This window comes from Streptomyces sp. NPDC023527, from assembly GCF_055560115.1.
On sequence record NZ_JBVHJJ010000010.1, the window covers coordinates 277,294 to 293,629 of the forward strand.

At 69.3% G+C, this 16,336-nt stretch carries 10 protein-coding genes; 4 read left to right on the forward strand and 6 right to left on the reverse strand.

Going from position 1 to position 16,336, the window contains the following annotated elements:
• Positions 1-6 precede the first annotated feature (6 nt).
• Both ACZ303_RS21465 and ACZ303_RS21470 read right to left on the reverse strand, forming a co-directional pair.
• Positions 7-1,788, reverse strand: a complete 1,782-nt coding sequence (locus tag ACZ303_RS21465; RefSeq protein ID WP_467341280.1) for an ABC transporter ATP-binding protein — start codon at positions 1,786-1,788, stop codon at positions 7-9.
• On the reverse strand, positions 1,785-3,638 hold the full coding sequence (locus tag ACZ303_RS21470) for an ABC transporter transmembrane domain-containing protein (RefSeq protein WP_467341282.1): 1,854 nt from the start codon (positions 3,636-3,638) through the stop codon (positions 1,785-1,787). Before ACZ303_RS21470 ends, ACZ303_RS21465 begins: the two co-directional genes overlap by 4 nt.
• Before the next feature lie 147 nt (positions 3,639-3,785).
• Between ACZ303_RS21470 and ACZ303_RS21475 the strand changes: the two genes are divergently transcribed.
• A complete protein-coding gene (locus tag ACZ303_RS21475) occupies positions 3,786-5,402 on the forward strand; it encodes a peptide-N4-asparagine amidase (RefSeq protein ID WP_467341284.1) in 1,617 nt (538 codons plus the stop codon).
• 48 nt (positions 5,403-5,450) lie between these two features.
• Here ACZ303_RS21475 and ACZ303_RS21480 read toward each other — a convergent pair whose 3' ends face one another.
• Positions 5,451-5,891: a MarR family winged helix-turn-helix transcriptional regulator gene (locus tag ACZ303_RS21480; protein ID WP_467341286.1), complete on the reverse strand. Its 441-nt coding sequence runs from the start codon at positions 5,889-5,891 to the stop codon at positions 5,451-5,453.
• A 124-nt stretch (positions 5,892-6,015) separates the two neighbouring features.
• Here ACZ303_RS21480 and ACZ303_RS21485 point away from each other — a divergent pair, with 124 nt between their 5' ends.
• Positions 6,016-7,833 (forward strand): ABC transporter ATP-binding protein, encoded by a 1,818-nt coding sequence (locus tag ACZ303_RS21485; RefSeq protein ID WP_467341287.1) that lies wholly within the window; start codon positions 6,016-6,018, stop codon positions 7,831-7,833.
• A 10-nt stretch (positions 7,834-7,843) separates the two neighbouring features.
• On the opposite strand, the gene ACZ303_RS21490 is transcribed toward ACZ303_RS21485, so the two are convergent.
• Positions 7,844-8,899, reverse strand: a complete 1,056-nt coding sequence (locus ACZ303_RS21490; RefSeq protein WP_467341289.1) for an SGNH/GDSL hydrolase family protein — start codon at positions 8,897-8,899, stop codon at positions 7,844-7,846.
• 352 nt (positions 8,900-9,251) lie between these two features.
• On the opposite strand from ACZ303_RS21490, the gene ACZ303_RS21495 reads away from it, so the two are divergent.
• Together ACZ303_RS21495 and ACZ303_RS21500 are read left to right on the forward strand one after the other, a co-directional pair.
• The gene (locus ACZ303_RS21495; protein ID WP_467341292.1) at positions 9,252-10,577 is read left to right on the forward strand and encodes an MFS transporter; all 1,326 of its coding nucleotides are present in this window, start codon (positions 9,252-9,254) and stop codon (positions 10,575-10,577) included.
• A 123-nt stretch (positions 10,578-10,700) separates the two neighbouring features.
• Complete coding sequence (locus tag ACZ303_RS21500) at positions 10,701-11,843, forward strand: N(5)-(carboxyethyl)ornithine synthase (RefSeq protein WP_467341294.1); 1,143 nt, start codon at positions 10,701-10,703, stop codon at positions 11,841-11,843.
• Here ACZ303_RS21500 and ACZ303_RS21505 read toward each other — a convergent pair.
• Positions 11,776-12,993, reverse strand: coding sequence for a CaiB/BaiF CoA transferase family protein (locus ACZ303_RS21505; protein WP_467341296.1), 1,218 nt, complete (start codon positions 12,991-12,993; stop codon positions 11,776-11,778). The genes ACZ303_RS21500 and ACZ303_RS21505 overlap by 68 nt on opposite strands.
• Before the next feature lie 136 nt (positions 12,994-13,129).
• Positions 13,130-16,255, reverse strand: a complete 3,126-nt coding sequence (gene lacZ / locus ACZ303_RS21510) for a beta-galactosidase, LacZ type (protein WP_467341298.1) — start codon at positions 16,253-16,255, stop codon at positions 13,130-13,132.
• Positions 16,256-16,336 lie beyond the last annotated feature (81 nt).

Sequence of the window (16,336 nt, forward strand, 5' to 3'; positions counted from 1 at the left end):
GACCCGCTACTGGTGCCAGGAGCGCCACAGCGACGCGTACGTGCCATCCGCCGCGACCAGCTCGTCATGGCTGCCCAGCTCGGTGATCCGGCCGTCCTCCGCCACCGCGATCACGTCCGCGTCATGAGCGGTGTGCAGCCGGTGCGCGATCGCCACGACCGTACGGCCCTCCAGCACCCTCGCCAGCGAGCGCTCCAGATGCCTGGCCGCGCGCGGGTCCAGCAAGGACGTCGCCTCGTCCAGCACGAGGGTGTGCGGATCGGCGAGGACGAGCCGGGCCAGCGCGACCTGCTGAGCCTGGGCGGGGGTCAGGGCGACCCCACCCGAGCCCACCTCCGTGTCCAGTCCGCTCTCCAAGGCACGCGCCCAGCCGTCGGCGTCGACCGCGCCGAGCGCCGCCCACAGCTCACTGTCATCGGCGGTCGTGCGGGCGAGCAGCAGATTGTCGCGGAGCGAACCCACGAAGACGTGGTGCTCCTGGTTGACCAGCGCCACATGCCGGCGCACACGCTCGGCCGGCATCCGCGCCAGTTCCGCGCCGCCGAGTGTCACCGCACCCGAACGGGGCGCGTAGATCCCGGCCAGCAGGCGGCCCAGCGTCGACTTGCCGGCGCCCGACGGGCCGACCAGTGCCACCCGGCTGCCCGGCGCGACGTCCAGGGACACACCGTGCAGTACGTCACTGCCCTCCCGGTAGCCGAACCGCACCTCGTCGGCGCGTATGTCGCGACCCTTCGGGGCCACACCCTCCCCCGCCCCGTCGGACTCGATCTCGCGCACCCCCACGAGCCGGGCCAGCGACACCTGGGCCACCTGGAGCTCGTCGTACCAGCGCAGGATGAGCCCGATCGGATCCACGAGCATCTGCGCGAACAGCGCCCCCGTCGTCAGCTGCCCGACCGAGACCCACCCCTGGAGAGCGAAGACACCACCGATGATCAGCACCGAGCCGAAGACGAGCGTGTGCGTCACATTGACCACGGGAAAGAGGACCGAGCGCAGCCACAGGGTGTAGCGCTCCCACTGTGTCCACTCGGCGATCCGGCGGTCGGAAAGGACCACCCGGCGCCCACCCAGCCGGTGGGCCTCGATGGTCCGCCCGGCGTCCACGGTCTCGGTGAGCGAAGCGGCCACCGCCGCGTACCCCGCGGCCTCGGACCGGTACGCGCCGGGTGCCCGCCGGAAGTACCAGCGGCAGCCGACGACGAGCACCGGAAGCGCCACCAGCACGCACAGGGCCAGCGGCGGCGCGGTCAGCGTCAGCGCGCCCAGCAGCAGCCCCGCCCACACGAAACCGATCGCCAGCTGCGGGACGGCCTCGCGCATGGCGTTCGCCAGCCGGTCGATGTCGGTGGTGATCCGGGACAGCAGATCACCGGTGCCCGCCCGCTCCAGGACACCCGGTGGCAGCGCCACCGACCGTACGAGGAAGTCCTCGCGCAGATCGGCCAGCATCTCCTCACCGAGCACCGCACCGCGAAGCCGCACCATCCGCACGAAGACGGTCTGCACGGCCAGAGCGACCGCGAACAGGGAAACGGCCAGGCCCAGGTGGATGTCGCGCGAGTCGGACGACAGGTCCTCGACCAGCCCGCCCAGCAGATACGGGCCGACCATCGAGGCCGTCACCGCGACCGCGTTCACCGTCACCAGCAGGACGAACGCCTTCCGGTGCCGGAGGAGCAGCCCGCGTACATAGCTCCGTACGGTCGCGGTCGTGGCGACGGGCAACGTGGTCGCCGACTCCGGTGCCGCCGGGTCGTAGGCCGGTGGCGCCACGCCGATCATGCCGACTCCTCGATCTGTTCGGTCTTCTCGATCCGGGTGAGCTCACGGTCGAGCGGAGAGCCAGACTCCTGGCCCGCCGCTCCGGCAGCCTCGCGGGCCGCTTCCTCATCGGTCTGCCGTGTGACGACAGCGCGGTAGTCCGGTGCGTCCCGCAGCAGTTCACGATGGGTGCCCACGGCCGCCACCTCGCCCTCCGGAACGAACACCACCCGGTCGGCCCGGTCCAGCAACAGGGGGCTGGAGGAGAACACCACCGTCGTACGCCCCTCCCGCAGGCACCGCAGCCCGTCCGCGATCCGCGCCTCCGTGTGCGAGTCGACCGCCGAGGTCGGCTCGTCGAGCACCAGGACCTCCGGATCGGTCACCAGAGACCGGGCCAGTGCCAGCCGCTGCCGCTGTCCTCCCGACAGCGACCGGCCGCGCTCGGTGATCCGCGTCCGCATCGGATCACCCGAGTCGTCAGCCGATGCCTGCGCGAGCGCGGTCAGCACGTCACCGCACTGCGCCGCCGCCAGCGCGGCGTCGGCACCCACGGCGCCGGAGGACGGCACGTCCAGCAGCTCGGCGAGCGTCCCCGACAGCAGCACCGGGTCCTTGTCCTGTACGAGCACCGCGGTACGGGCCGTGCTCAGCGGCACCTCGTCCAGGGCCGCGCCGCCCAACAGGGCCGACGGCACCCCGGCCGGTCCGTCCGCGGCATGCCCGCCCAGCCGCTCGGCGAGCCGCCCGGCGGCGTCCGGGTCGCCGCAGACGACCGCGGTCAGTCGGCCGGCGGGGGCGAGCAGGCCGCTCGCTGGGTCGTACAGATCACCGGAAGGCCGCTCGCCGCCGTCCCCGTCGTCGGCCGTGGGCACCGTGCGCCGCAGCGCCAGCACCCGGGCGGCGCGCGCCGCCGACGGCCGGGAGAAGGAGTACGCCATGGCGATCTCCTCGAACTGCCGCAGTGGGAAGAGCAGGAAGGTGACCATGCCGTACACAGTGACCAGCTCACCCACCCCGATCCGGCCGTCCTTCACCAGGCGCACGCCGTACCAGACCACCGCGATCAGTAGCAGTCCCGGAAGCACCACCTGCACCGCCGCGATCAGTGCCCACATCCGGGCGCTGCGTACGGCCGCCCTGCGGACCTCCTGTGAGGCGCGGCGATAGCGGGTCAGAAACAGGTCCTCACCACCGATGCCGCGCAGGACGCGCAGCCCGGCCACCGTGTCGGAGGCCAATTCGGTGGCCCGTCCGGCCTTCTCGCGCTGCTCGTCGGCGCGCCTGGTCGCGTGCGGCAGCATGGGCAGCACCGCCAGCACCAGCAGCGGCACCCCGATCGCGATCACCACGCCGAGCGCGGGCTGGTAGAGCACCAGAGCCACACACACCACCACCGTCGTCAGCGCGGCGGAGGCGAACCGGGACAGAGCCTCGACGAACCAGCCGATTTTCTCGACGTCGCCCGTGGACACCGCGACGACCTCACCCGCCGCGACCCGTCGGGTCAGCGTGGCACCCAACTCGGCCGTTCTGCGGGCCAGTAGCTGCTGCACCCGGGCCGCCGCAGTGATCCAGTTGGTGACGGCCGTGCGGTGCAGCATTGTGTCGCCCACCGCGATGAGGACGCCGAACAGCACTATCAGCCCGCCCGCCAGCGCCAGTCGGGCGCCGGAACGATCGACGACGGCCTGTACGGCGAGGCCCAGGGTCACCGGCAGGGCGGCCACAGCCGCCATGTGCACCACACCCCACAGCATGGCCTTGACCTGGCCGGCCAGCTGCTGTCGCCCGAGCCAGACCAGGAATCGCGGTCCCGACCGGACGTCGGGCCGACCAGGATCGATATACGGAAGATCGCGAATTTGCATGACATCCCAGGGTCGGGGTGAAAATGCGGAGGCTGTGCAAGGTTCGCGCCCCAAGAGTGCCTGATTCAACTGGTTTTCGCGGCACACGACGGATCAGGCCAAAGGGGCTCTGGCGCACCGCGGTGCGAAGCGCTTCACTCCTGCGCCATGAGACGACTGCTTCTCGCGCTGTGCGCGGCGGCCGTCGGCCTGCTGCTGGGCATGAGCCCCGCCACGGCCGCCGCGCCGCCGACCGAGTTCGGCACCGACTGGCACGACCCGGTCACCGCCGCCCCGCCGATCCCCACCCCCGCCACCACCTCCTGCGAAGCGACCCTCGCCGATACCGAATTCCGCGACTACACGCCCTACCGAGGCGTCTACGACCCGCCCAAACGCTGTGGCGACCGCTGGAACAAGGTCGTCCTGCGCCTCGAAGGAGCCGTCGCAGGGCGACAGTACGACCGCCTCGGCTATCTGCGGATCGGCGGTGTCGAGGTCCTGCGCACCTCCACCCCCGAGCCCTCACCCGAGGGCATCACCTGGAACGTGGAGAAGGACGTCACTCGCTACGCCGCCACCCTGAGGCAGCAACAGCCCGTCGAGATGCTCATAGGCAACGTCGTCAACAGCACCTACACCGGCGTCATCAAGGTCAAGGCAACCCTGACCTTCTATGCGGCCGAGGGTCCGGTGAAGGCGGCGCAGACCCCCGATAAGGTCCTGACCCTGGACGGGGCGCACGACGTGGGCACGGCGTACGAGGGGCAGTTGACCACGCCGCGCAACAGCGAGCGGATCGTGGCCGAGGTCTACGCCACCGGATCGGGCGGCGGCTGCGAGGAGTTCTGGTACCTCAGCGTGCCGGACGCCGCACCGTACTCCTGCAAGGCCAAGGACGGCCCCTACCGCGAGGTGCGGGTCACCGTGGACGGCAAGCTCGCGGGAATCGCCGCGCCGTTCCCGACGGTATGGACCGGCGGCTGGTCCAACCCCTTCCTGTGGTACGTCATCCCCGGCCCGCGCGCCTTCGACGTGCGGCCCCTGGAATACGACCTGACCCCCTTCGCCGGACAGCTGAACGACGGCAAGCCGCACCGGATCGCGGTATCCGTCGCCGGAGTGCCCGAGGGGCAGAGCGGCTGGAGCACGCCCACCAACATCCTGGTCTGGCAGGACGCCAAGGCGTCCCAGGTCGCCGGCGCACTCACCACGCACAAGGCGGGCGACCCCACCGGCACCACCGCGTACGAGCCCGGAACCGAGCACCGACTGCGCGCGAAGGGCGGCCACTCCCTGACGGTCGCGGGGTACCTCGACACCTCGCACGGCCGGGTGACCACGACCGTCACCAGGAACGTGGCCAACACCTCCACCCACCGCTGGACCGAGGGCGAGACCACGGACGCGCTCCAGGCGCGCTGGAACGACGACGAGACGATCAGCGTCGACGGCCGTGGACCCGCCACCATCACCCGTGCGCACCGGACGTACACCATGGACGGGGAGACATCGGTCGGTAAGGGCGACCGCCTGCGCACCGTGATGACGATGGGTGACCGGGCGGACAGTGTGACCTTGCGCGCGGGCAAGCGGATCGACTGGTCGCGGCTGGACGACACCTACACCGGGGACGCCTCCTACAACCAGAACGTGCCGCGCGAGCAACGGCACGCGACGGGTGTCTCCCGCGAGCGCTACCGCCTCGACGGACCCGGCACCTGCTACGACCGAACCCTGGCCACCGCTCAGGGAGAGCTGACGGAGGACCGGCGGCGCTGCTGAGCGCCGCCTGGGACGGACCCGCGGGCCCTCACGCGGTCCGCGGGTCCGTCAGCAGCGCTGCTCCGGGCCCCGTATCAGCTCCTCCAGCAGGCCGCCGAGAACGTCGCGCTGCTCCGCGGTGAGCGGAGCGAGGATGTCCTCGACGGCGGCCCGCCGGGCGTCCCGCAGCGCTCTCAGGGTCGAGCGGCCCTGGTCGGTGAGCTGAATGCGGATGACCCGGCGGTTGGTGGGGTCGGGCACCCGGCGCACCGAGCCGTTCGTCTCCAGGGCGTCGACGAGCGTGGTGACCGCCCGGGGCACCACTTCGAGGCGCTGGGCGAGGTCCGCCATCCGGGGCGGTTCCTCGTACTGCGCGACGGTGCGCAGGAGCCGGGACTGGGCGGGCGTGATGCCGACCGGGTCCAGATAGAGCTTCTGGGCGCGGTGGAGCCTGCGGGTGAGGCGCAGCAGCTGTTCGGCCAGGTGTCCGGACGTGTCGGGGGCGGTCATGATCAGAGATTACCAGGAGGAAGTGCATTGTGAGTATAGGTAACAGTGAGCTATGCTCGGTTCGTCATCGTTCCTCTCGTCTCTCTCTTCTGTCCACGCTTCGCGATCAGAGAACTAGGAGCCCATGCGTCACGACGAACCGGACTGGACACCGCCGCCCGCAGACCCGGAGCAGCCCGCCCAAGTGCGCCGCATCCTCCGGCTCTTCCACCCCTATCGCGGCAGGCTCGCCCTCGTCGGGCTGCTCGTCGCCGCCTCCTCGCTGGTCTCGGTGGCCTCACCGTTCATGCTGCGCGAGGTCCTCGACGTCGCCATTCCGCAGGGCCGCACCGGGCTGCTGAGCCTGCTGGCCCTGGGCATGATCGTCGCCGCGGTGGTCAACAGCGTCTTCGGCGTCCTGCAGACCCTCCTCTCCACCACGGTCGGCCAGCGAGTGATGCACGATCTGCGCGCCGCGGTCTACGACCGGCTCCAGCGCATGCCGCTCGCCTTCTTCACCCGGACCCGCACCGGCGAGGTGCAGTCCCGCATCGCCAATGACATCGGCGGCATGCAGGCCACCGTGACCTCCACCGCGACCTCGCTGGTCTCCAACCTCACCGGCGTCATCGCCTCGATCGTCGCCATGCTCGCCCTGGACTGGCGGCTGACCGTCATCTCGCTGCTCCTGCTGCCGGTGTTCGTGGGGATCAGCCGCCGGGTCGGCCGTGAGCGCAAGAAGATCACGTCCCAGCGGCAGAAGCAGATGGCCGCCATGGCCGCGATGGTCACCGAGTCGCTGTCGGTGAGCGGCATCCTGCTCGGCCGCACCATGGGACGCTCCGACTCCCTGACCCAGGCATTCGCGAAGGAGTCCGAGCGGCTCGTCGGGCTCGAAGTGCGCTCCAGCATGGCTGGCCGGTGGCGGATGTCGACCATAGGCGTCGTCATGGCCGCCATGCCTGCCGTCATCTACTGGGCAGCCGGAATCACCTTGCGATCCGGGGGACCGGCCATCTCCATCGGTACGCTCGTCGCCTTCGTCTCCCTGCAACAGGGCCTGTTCCGCCCGACGGTGAGCCTGCTCTCCACCGGCGTGCAGATGCAGACCTCCCTCGCCCTCTTCCAGCGCATCTTCGAATACCTCGATCTGCCGGTGGACATCGCCGAGCCGGACAAGCCGGTGCGACTGGACAAGGTGCGCGGCGACGTGTCCTTCGAGAACGTCACCTTCTCCTACGACCCGTCGAGCCCGAACGGCCCCGCGAGGACGACACTCACCGGCATCGACCTGACCGTCCCGGCCGGCGGCAGCCTGGCCGTCGTCGGGCCGACCGGATCCGGCAAGAGCACCCTCAGCTATCTCGTACCCCGCCTCTACGACGTCACCGGCGGGCGGGTCCTCCTCGACGGGGTCGACGTCCGGGACCTCGACTTCGACACGCTCGCCCGCGCGGTCGGCGTGGTCTCGCAGGAGACCTACCTCTTCCATGCCTCGGTGGCGGACAACCTCCGCTTCGCCAAGCCTGAAGCGACCGATGAGGAGATCGTCGAGGCGGCGCGGGCCGCCCAGATCCACGACCACATCGCCGCCCTGCCCGACGGCTATGACACCCTCGTCGGCGAGCGCGGCTATCGCTTCTCCGGCGGGGAGAAGCAGCGCCTCGCCATCGCTCGTACGATCCTGCGCGACCCACCCGTGCTCATCCTCGACGAGGCGACCAGCGCCCTGGACACCCGTACGGAGCACGCCGTGCAGGAAGCCATGGACGCGCTTTCGGCGGGTCGGACGACGATCACCATCGCGCACCGACTCTCCACGGTCCGCGACGCCGACCAGATCGTCGTCCTCGACAGGGGGCGCATCGCGGAGCGCGGCACCCACCAGGAACTCCTCACCGAAGACGGCCACTACGCCGCACTGGTGCGACGCGACGCCCGCCTCACGGTGAGTGTCCGATGAGCCCCAGCGGTCAGAGGGAGCCGAGATCGATGGATTCGGCCATGATCCGATAGCCGGTGTCATTGGGGTGCTTGAGATCACCGCTGTCGTAGGCGGGTGAGAGGGTCTCGGGGTCGCCGGCCGAGGCGAGGGCCTTGGCGAAGTCGGCGACAGCGTCGAACTCACCGGAGGTACGGATCCACTGGTTGAGCGCGACGCGCTTCGCCTCGGCACGCGGGGTGTGGTACTCCGAGCCCTTGAACGGAAGAACGGTGGCACCGATGATCTTGATGCCCCGCTTGTGTGCCGCCTCGATCAGCCCCCGGTAGCCGTCGATCAACTGTGCCGCCGACACCTCGGGATTGGGCTTGTACGTCTCCAAGTCGACCTCGCTGAAACCGATGTCATTGAGGCCGGCCAGGACGATGACCGAGCGGACGCCGGGCTTGGCGAGCACATCACGCTCGAAGCGGCTCACAGCCCGCTCGCCGTACCAGACCGAATCATGCAGCATGAGGTTCCCGCCGATGCCCGCATTGAGGACGGCCCATCGCTTGCCGGCGGAGGCCAGACGGTCGGCGAGGGCGTCCGGGTAGCGGCGGTCGGCGCCCACCGTCGAACCGTAGCCATCCGTGATGGAGTCGCCAAAGGCGACCACCGTGCCCACGTCCTGCGACTGATCTTCTTCCGACAGTTCGACGTCGGAGAGGTAGTACCAGGAGTGGGTGTGCTCGACGAAGCCCTCGGCATCCATATCGGCCGTACGGTTGCCTGTCGCACGGTAGCTGTCCGTGTAAGCCTGGGCGTGGAAAGTCGAAGGACCGGTCGGTCCGTCGAAGTAGAGAGTCACCGTCACCGGATCGAACCGCTCGATCCGGAGCCGCGTCGCATCACTGACGGCCTCGCCACCCGCCGGAATGGTCACCGACGGGAGACCACCGAAGGTCAACTTCCGAAGCGTGCCCGGCCGGAGGGCGGGCGACTGCCCGGCCAGCGCCAGCGTCGCATCCGTCACCGTCAGCGGCTGAGTGCCGAAACGATTCGAGAGCCTGATGCGGGCGCCGTTGCCCCCGCCGGTGACCCGCACGACCTGGCGTACCGATTGGCGGCTGAAGCCCGTCTCGGACCAGTTCTCCTCGAATCCGGCGCTCGGACGCTGCACCGGAGCCGACCAGCCCGCCGCCCAGGAAGTCGCCGCCTCCGTCCCATGGGAGACCTCCGCGAGTGCTGTCGCCGTCGGGCCCTGTTCCTGAACTGACATCGTGCAGTCCTTCCTTCGTATGTCGCGAGCTGTTGAAGGAGAGCCTGCCGCGCGGCTTACAGGTCACCCAGCCCTCCGCGCTGCGTACGAACCCCGTGCGTACCACTGGCAGGGTCACCCTGCGAGAACCGACCTAGGACAGGTGTGCGATAGAGATGGTGAGGGGATCTCATGGATCATGACGCGATCCGAATCCCTGTCCGTCGACGACACCGAAGCCGGCAAGGCCGTGCAGACCCCACCCACTCCGTCCCGAGCCCCCCTGCGGCAACTCGCGGCGGCCTCCATCGGCAATGCCGCCGAGTGGTACGACTGGTACGCCTACTCATTCCTCGCGGTCTACTTCGCCGACCAGGTGTTTCCCAAGGGCTCCGGCAACTCCCTGGTGCCGCTCCTGTCCACCTTCGCCGTCTTCGCCGTCGGCTTCTTCATGCGGCCGATCGGCGGTCTGCTGATGGGCGCGATCGCCGACCGGCGTGGCCGCCGAGCCGCTCTGACCGTCACCATCCTGCTCATGGGGGGCGGCAGCCTGCTGGTCGCCCTCACCCCCACCTACGCCTCCGTGGGCGTCCTCGCTCCTGTGGTCCTCGTCATCGCCCGGCTGGTCCAAGGCCTCTCGGTCGGCGGAGAGTTCGCGGCCTCGACGACGTTCCTCGTGGAGTCGGCGGCCCCCGGGCGGCGAGGTCTGTTCTCCAGCTTCCAGTACGTGTCCACCACGATCGGCCAGCTTCTCGCCTCCGGAATCGCCGCTCTCCTCGCCCACCTCCTGTCCGACGGAGAGATGGGCGACTGGGGCTGGCGTGTGCCGTTCCTGATCGGCGCACTCATCAGCCTCGTAGGGTTCTGGATCCGCCAGGGCGCACAGGAGACCCGCGAGGTGACGCGCGGGGTGGCGGAGCGTCCCGCGCTCTTCGAAGCCCTGCGCCGTCACCCGCGGCAGTCCCTGCTGATCTGCGGCATCACCGCGGGCGGCACCCTCGCCTACTACACCTGGACCACTTATCTGCCGACGTACGCCCAGGTGAACGCCGGTTTCGACAAGGATGACGCGCTGGTCGCCAGCACCATCTCGCTGGCCTTCTTCGCAGCGCTCCAGCCCCTCGGCGGCCTGCTGTCGGACCGCGTCGGACGCAGGCCTTTGCTGATCGGCTTCGCCACCGGCTTCGCGGTCCTCGCGGTGCCCCTGCTGCACGCGATCACCAAGGACTTCGCCGCACTGCTGCTCGTGCAGTGCGCCGGGATGGTGCTGCTCACCGGCTACACCTCGATCGCCGCAGCCGTGAACGCCGAGCTCTTCCCGGCCCGCGTACGCGCCGCCGGCATCGGCTTCCCCTACTCCCTCACGGTCGCGCTCTTCGGCGGCACGGCTCCCTACCTGGGCACATGGTTCAAGCAGTCCGGTCACCCGGGCGCCTTCCCCTGGTACGTGGCCGGCCTCTGCCTGGTCTCCGCCTGCGTCTATCTGATCCTTCCGGAGACCGCGAAACGCCCACTCGACCGTTGAGGTCAAGGAGCCGACGACGGGCCACGCGGTTCGCCGGCGTCACCACGTCCGACTGAACCGGATCCGGGGAAGCCCCCTGATTTCCCCCTGTGTGCTAAACAGGTATCAATCAAAGGGGCGTTTGTGCATCAGCTCAACCTCGGAGTCCTGTCGCAGTCACGCAAAGAGAACGAACGTCGACTGCCGATCCACCCAGCACACTTCGAGCGGATCGACGCCGATCTCCAGCGGAACATCTATCTGGAACACGGCTACGGAGAGCGCTTCGGCATTCCCGACGAGCGGTTGGCGTCCTTCGTCGCCGGATTCCGTTCCCGCGAGGAGCTCATCGCGGAGTGTGATGTCATCCTGCTGGCGAAGCCACTGCCGGAAGATCTCGCAGAGCTGCGCGACGGCCAAATCCTCTGGGGTTGGCCGCACTGCGTCCAGGATGCGAAGCTCACCCAGACGGCCATCGACCGGCGACTGACATTGATCGCTTTCGAAGCGATGAACCACTGGACGGCCGACGGCTGGTTCAATCTGCACGTCTTCCACAAGAACAACGAGCTCGCGGGCTACTCCTCGGTGCTGCATGCCCTGCAGCTCAGCGGTTCGACGGGGGACTACGGCCGACGGCTGCGAGCGGCCGTGCTGGGCTTCGGGGCGACCGCCCGGGGAGCGGTCACGGCGTTGAACGCACACGGAGTGCATGACGTCGACGTCCTCACCCAGCGAGGCGTCACCGCGGTCAGCTCGCCGATCCATTCGGCTCGGATTGTGCAGTTCGACCACGATGATGCCGATCCCCGCCGCAGTCATGCCCTCACCGAGGACGGCCGGATACCACTGGCGGAATTTCTGGCCGGGCACGATGTCATCGTCAACTGCGTACTGCAGAACACCGAGGCGCCGCTGACCTTCCTCGTGGAAGACGATCTCGACAGGCTCGCCCCTGGAACCCTCATCGTCGACGTCTCCTGCGACGAGGGAATGGGCTTCAGCTGGGCGCGGCCCACCTCGTTCACGGATCCGACCTTCGTCGTCGGCGACAATGTCCGTTACTACGGCGTGGACCACAGTCCGTCCTACCTCTGGAACTCCGCCACCTGGGAGATCAGCGAGGCGCTCATTCCCTACGTGCGGACCGTGCTCACCGGGCCGAGCGGCTGGGAGGAGAACGAGACCATTCGGCGCGCGGTCGAAATCCGCGACGGCATCATTCAGAATCCCAACGTTCTCTCCTTCCAGAATCGCTCACCGGAATATCCGCACATCCACGGATAATGTCCTCGGTCGGTTCCTGGAACTCCGCGCGGATCGCGGCCGTGTGCTCGCCGAGCGCCGGCACCGCTCCCATCGCCGCTTCGCGGCCGGCCACCTCGACCGGCGGAAGCAGCCCTTGCAGACGGCCGGCCGGTGAGCCGAAGTCGCGCCACCTGTCACGTGCCGCGAACTGAGGATGAGCGGCGAACTCGGTGACCGTCCGCAGCCGGGCGTTGGCGATACCCGCCCGGTCCAGCAGGGCGACCACGCCGTCCGCCGTATGGTGGGCGAAGTGCTTCTCCATGACGGCCGTCAGTTCGTCGTCATGCTCGCGGCGCAGGGGATTGTCCGCGAAACGGGGGTCGCGGACCAACGACGGCTCCCGCAGGACCTGTTCGCACAGGGCCACCCACTCGCGGTCGTTCTGGACGCTCAGGAACACCTTGGCACCGTCACCGCAACCGTAGTGCCCGTACGGTGAGATGGTCGGGTGTCGGGCGCCGCTGCGGGTGAGGGGCTCGCCGCCATAGGCCTGCGCGTAGTACGGCTGTCCCATCCACTCGGCGAGCGCGTCGAGGAGGGAGACGGACAGAGCCGATCCCTCGCCGGTGCGCTCACGTTCGTAGAGTGCGGTCAATATGCCGGTATAGGCGTACATGCCGCCGGCGATGTCCGCCACCGAAATGCCGGGCCGGGCGGGGGAATCCGGAGCTCCGGTGATCGAGAGGAGTCCTGCCTCGCACTGCACGAGCAGGTCGTAGGCCTTCTTGTCGCGGTACGGGCCTGCCGCGCCATAGCCGGAGACGTCGCAGGTGATCAGGCGGGGGTGGCGGCCGCGCAGCACGTCGCTGCCGAGACCGAGGCGCTCGGCGGCTCCGGGGCCGAGATTCTGGATGAACACATCGGCGTGGGTGAGGAGCCGGTCGAGCAAGGAGCGGTCGCTGTCGTCCTTGAGGTCCAGAGTCACGCTCTCCTTGCCTCGGTTGACCCAGACGAAGTAAGCGGAAAGCCCCTTCACCCGGCGGTCGTAGTCGCGGGCGAAATCCCCCCGCCCCGGTCGTTCGATCTTGATGACGCGTGCGCCGAGATCCGCGAGCTGGCGAGTGGCGAAGGGCGCGGCGACGGCCTGTTCGAGAGCGACGACCGTGACGCCGTGCAGTGGCGGGTTCAACGGGGCTCCTTCCCTGTGGTGGGATCATATGACTGGCCCTGTGGACAGTCCGGAACGCCCGGACCGCATCCCGCCTAGTCTCGCGGACATGGACATCAGGGGGCGGAACCTCGTACGAGAACCGCGCGGCCTCAAGCTAACGGGCGGGCCGCAGCCGGTAGCAGTAGCTGTAGGCGTGGTCGGCGTGCAGCAGATACTGCTCCAACGGTGGCGCGCCCCACGAGTCGTTGCCGCCCACGCCCATCTGCCGGTGATCCACGCTCAGCACGATCTCGTCGCGCGGCGTGAGCTCGTACGGATGCCTGAGGCCGTCGAGATCGAAGGGGCTCCAGCGCAGCGCACTGATCTCCAACCGGGCTCGTTCCTCGCCGGATCCGCCCGGTTCACCCGGTTCGTCAGGTCCGGCCAGTACGGTCAGCCCGGTGCCGTCCGGACCGGTGAGGGAGACGTAGCGGACGTCCGTGACGTTGCCGGTCTGCTGGGGGCGCTCGTACGGCATGCCCGCCGTGTCCACGGAGCTGCGGTAGCGCCCGACAAAGGCTCCCGTGCGGCGGTCCCGGTAGTTCTCGTGCGGCCCTCGCCCGTACCAGGTGAGCGCCCCCAGCTCGGACGGTACGGTCAGCAAGGCGCCCACCAACGGAAGGTCCGGCAGCCCGGCGCCGGGTGTGAGCACGTGCCGCACATGGACCTCGGCATCGCCGCGCACGGTGAAGACGGTCGTCCAGTGGGAAACGGTGGGCGCTGTGGGCAGGGTGGCGGTGACGGTGAGGACGACCTCGGAGGGCGTGACCCGGGTGACCTCCACCCCGGTGACGGTGCGCCGAGCCCCCGCGTCGCGCCAGGTCCGCAGGGTGACCTGGGCCGCACGGCCGATGTCGTTGTCGGTGGGGGCACGCCAGAAGTTGGGCACCGGCCCGCCCGCCAGCAGCGTCCTGCCACGGTGGCGGTATGCGGTGAGGGTGCCCGTGGACCGGTCCAGGTCGAGGTGGAGGTCAGGCCCGGTGACGGTGACACCGTGCCGGGTCCGGCTCACCTCGAGGGAGGGCGAGGCGGCCTTTGCCGGCGCCGACGGCGCGACCGCACGCCAGGGCAGGGCGAGCTGCTCGGCGGCGACGACATGTCCGGCCTCCGCCCAACGCGTCGTCTCGCGCAGAGCGAAGGAGACGTTCAGCCAGTACTCCGCGCCCGGCTCCGGCTTCTCCGGCCGCTCCAGCGGAAGGCTCACCGTCGCGGTCCCACCTGGTTCGGCCCGCGGCGCGGGTTGGACACCGTGCTGGATACGTTCGCCGTCGCGGGTGACCTCCCAGCGCAGCTCGTATCCCTGAAGCCCGATGAACGACTGCCGGTTGGTGACCTTCACGGAGCCACGCGCCAGGTCCATGGCCGAGACCCGCACAGCCTGGTAGACCTTCTTGACCTCGTGCAGGGCGGGGTGAGGGTTGCGGTCGGCGTCGACGAGACCGTTGCAGCAGAAGTTGCCGTCGGCGCGGTCACCGGGCACCCAGTCGCCCCCGTAGGAGAGGAACGTGCGACGGCCGTCGCCCGGCACCGTGAGGCGAAGTGCCTGGTCGGCGAAGTCCCAGATGAACCCGCCGCACAGATGATCATGGGCGTCGATGATGTCCCAGTACTCCTGAAGGTTCCCGGTGCTGTTGCCCATGGAGTGGGCGTACTCGCACAGGACGTACGGCTTGGGGCTGCCGGACCGGGCGTACGCCTCGACGGCCTCGGGCGTGGCGTACATGCGCGACTCGATGTCGGCGACCTCGTTCATGCCCTCGTAATGCACGGGGCGGGAGGGGTCGCGGTCGTGCACCCAGTCGGCCAGGACCTCGAACGTCGATCCACGGCCCGCCTCGTTGCCCAGCGACCAGATCACCACGCTGGGGTGGTTCTTGTCCCGCTCGACGAGGCTGCGGACCCGGTCCAGACAGGCGGTCGTCCACTCGGGGCGGCTCGCCGGCAGGGCGTCGCGGACGGCGTGCGTCTCGAGATTGGACTCATCGATCACGTACAGGCCGAATTCGTCGCACAGTTCGAGCCAGCGCGGATGGTTGGGGTAGTGCGAGGTGCGGACGGCGTTGATGTTGTGCTGTTTCATGATGCGGATGTCCTCGACCATCCGCTCCTCGGGGACCGCCTGCCCGTGGTCGGGGTCGAACTCGTGCCGGTTGACGCCGCGCAGGACGAGTGGCCGGCCATTGAGGGTCAGTTTCCCCGGCCCGCAGAAGACCGAGCGGAAGCCGACCCGGCTGCGCCGGACATCGACCGTGTCACCGTCGGAGTCCACCAGCTCGACGACCAGGGTGTAGAGCCGCGGGTCCTCGGCCGACCACAGGGCGGGTGCCGTGACATGGGCCGAGAGCTCGACGGTTGCCTCCCCGGCCTCGAAGCGGGCGCTGCCGTTCAGGCGGACGACGACGGCACCCCAGGTGTCATGGAGGGTCGCGCGGACCTGATGACCGACGGACCGCGGCACCGGGTCGGACCGCAGGTCCACCGTCACCATGAGCTCGGCATCGCGGAGCACGTCGTCCGGCACGGTGCGTACGAACAGGTCGTGCACACGCACCGGCGGGACGGAGCGGAGGTGCACGTCACGGAAGATCCCGGACAGGTCGATCAGGTCCTGGTCCTCCAGCCAGCTTCCCTTGCACCAGCGGTAGACCTCGACGGCAAGACTGTTGTCCTCCTCACCCGGCCCGGTGTGCACGTACGGGCTGATGTCGAACTCCGCAGGGGCGTAGCTGTCCTCGCTGTAGCCCACCCGCTCGCCGTTCACCCACACGAAGAAAGCCGACTTGACGCCCTGGAAGGACAGCAGCGTCCGGCGGCTGGCCCAGGCCCGGGGAAGGGTGAAGGTACGGCGATAGGAGCCGACGGGGTTGAAGCCGGTGGGGGCGTGCGGGGGAGCGGGCTGTTCGTAGCCGGTCCAGGGGTACGCGATATTGAGGTAGACCGGTTCGCGGTAGCCCTGGGTCTCCCAGTTGCCCGGCACGGTGATGAGGCCCCAGCCGCTGTCGTCGAAGCCGACGGCGTGGAAGTCCATGGGCCGCTCTTCGGGGTTCCTCGACCAGGCGAAGCGCCAGTCGCCGTTCAGCGAACGGTGATACGGCGAGTCGGCGGGGCGGCCGGTGAGTGCGGCCCGGACATCGGCGTAGGGGACGAGCAGGGACCGGGCGGGTTCCCGGTTCTCCTGGAAGAGCTCCGGAGACGCGCTGGTGACAAGGGAAGAGCGGTGGTCCGGTCGTCGTGCGCGCATACGTCAGCTCCGAACGAGCGATACGCCGAAGGACAGGAACCATCAGGATCGAACAGAACTCATCCTCGCCACAAGCCCCAT

Coding starts and splice junctions, on each gene's coding strand:
- ACZ303_RS21465 (WP_467341280.1), bottom strand. CDS start 1,788: ATGATCGGCGTGGCGCCACCGGCCTACGACCCGGCGGCACCGGAGTCG.
- ACZ303_RS21470 (WP_467341282.1), bottom strand. CDS start 3,638: ATGCAAATTCGCGATCTTCCGTATATCGATCCTGGTCGGCCCGACGTC.
- ACZ303_RS21475 (WP_467341284.1), top strand. CDS start 3,786: ATGAGACGACTGCTTCTCGCGCTGTGCGCGGCGGCCGTCGGCCTGCTG.
- ACZ303_RS21480 (WP_467341286.1), bottom strand. CDS start 5,891: ATGACCGCCCCCGACACGTCCGGACACCTGGCCGAACAGCTGCTGCGC.
- ACZ303_RS21485 (WP_467341287.1), top strand. CDS start 6,016: ATGCGTCACGACGAACCGGACTGGACACCGCCGCCCGCAGACCCGGAG.
- ACZ303_RS21495 (WP_467341292.1), top strand. CDS start 9,252: ATGACGCGATCCGAATCCCTGTCCGTCGACGACACCGAAGCCGGCAAG.
- lacZ (WP_467341298.1), bottom strand. CDS start 16,255: ATGCGCGCACGACGACCGGACCACCGCTCTTCCCTTGTCACCAGCGCG.